This window comes from Laceyella sediminis (assembly GCF_003003125.1).
GTDB classification, from domain to species: domain Bacteria; phylum Bacillota; class Bacilli; order Thermoactinomycetales; family Thermoactinomycetaceae; genus Laceyella; species Laceyella tengchongensis.
The window spans coordinates 1-1158 of sequence record NZ_PVTZ01000044.1; the positions used below are offsets into that span (position 1 = coordinate 1).

Consider the following 1158-nt stretch of genomic DNA (forward strand, 5'->3'; position numbering starts at 1 on the left):
ATCACGATCGAAGTGCCTACAAGGGGGTTGGTACTTAGTAAAAACAAACCCAGCCCCAGACACAGCAGCGCTAAAATCAAGGACAACTGCTTTTGTAGCCATTTCAATAGTTGATCAATAAAACCGGTCGATTCTTGCACCGGGGCTTTAGGAATTTCCGTCTTCGGCACCTCAACCTTATTTTCCGGTATCTTCACTTTGGGTATCTCAATTGGATCACTCGGTATCTCTACTTTCGGTATCTCAATGGGGTCATTGCTCGGAATCGTTGGTAATTCAATGCCATCTGCAAGCAATATCTGCTCTGATTTTGTGCCCAACCATGGATGGGTCTGCGCAAATGTTAAATGGGGTATAGATAAATTTATGACAAATAGTAGAAATAGAATAGTAGCTATCTTCCACTTGTCCTTAAACAATGATATTCCTCCTTCACTTAAACCACCTTCATTTCTGAAGTCATAACTTGATATAACATGAGAAAAAAGTCAAATTCCCACACTGGTGACTCTTTACAACTTACTGATGCGTACCTTTTTTTAAAACTTATGTGCAATTTATTTCAAACAAATAGGTGCAGAAAGCACATATTTAATCAAGAAGGGATCCGTTCACGGCCAGATTAACTGTCTTAAAGTTGGCGCATCTTAATGGCTACTAACTATCCGTATATGAAACACTCTCATATAAAAATAATAAGGACTTCAATTGTAAGAAGCCCCGAAGCCCCGATCATCTTAATTAGTTTTCTTCATTAATTCGAAACCAATGGAGATCCAAGTTATTCTCTTTAATCATTGCACCAATTAGGCTTACTATTTTTTCAATCATATCACTAAAATACTCATCAATATCAAAACCTGGTGGATATTTCGGTCCCGATGTACACATCCATTCTTCTACAAACACTTTTTGAATCTGTTTTTTGTTTTCTTTCTTCCCACGAATAATGAGGCAATCATAATCAGGAGTATTAAAATCGATATGGTACAACAAGAAAATGTTTTCATCCTCAGGGTGAGAAATAACTAAATTCGTAAATCGATCTTCTGATTCCCAAGCCTCCTCAAACTTTTTTTCAACCTGATATCGATCAAATGGAATCTCCAAAACAGACAAAATACGATCCAATTGATTATTGAGCGTCGTAATTTCGTA

2 protein-coding genes are annotated in these 1158 nt (G+C 37.0%); both read right to left on the minus strand.

The window, feature by feature from the left end; translation table 11 throughout:
• Nucleotides 1-419 (minus strand): hypothetical protein (locus CLV36_RS16900; RefSeq protein WP_146130671.1); only part of this gene is annotated, 419 nt, incomplete at its 3' end.
• Between the two features lie 322 nt (nt 420-741).
• A partial coding sequence (locus CLV36_RS17495; protein WP_181353124.1) for a hypothetical protein occupies nt 742-1158 on the minus strand: 417 nt, incomplete at its 5' end.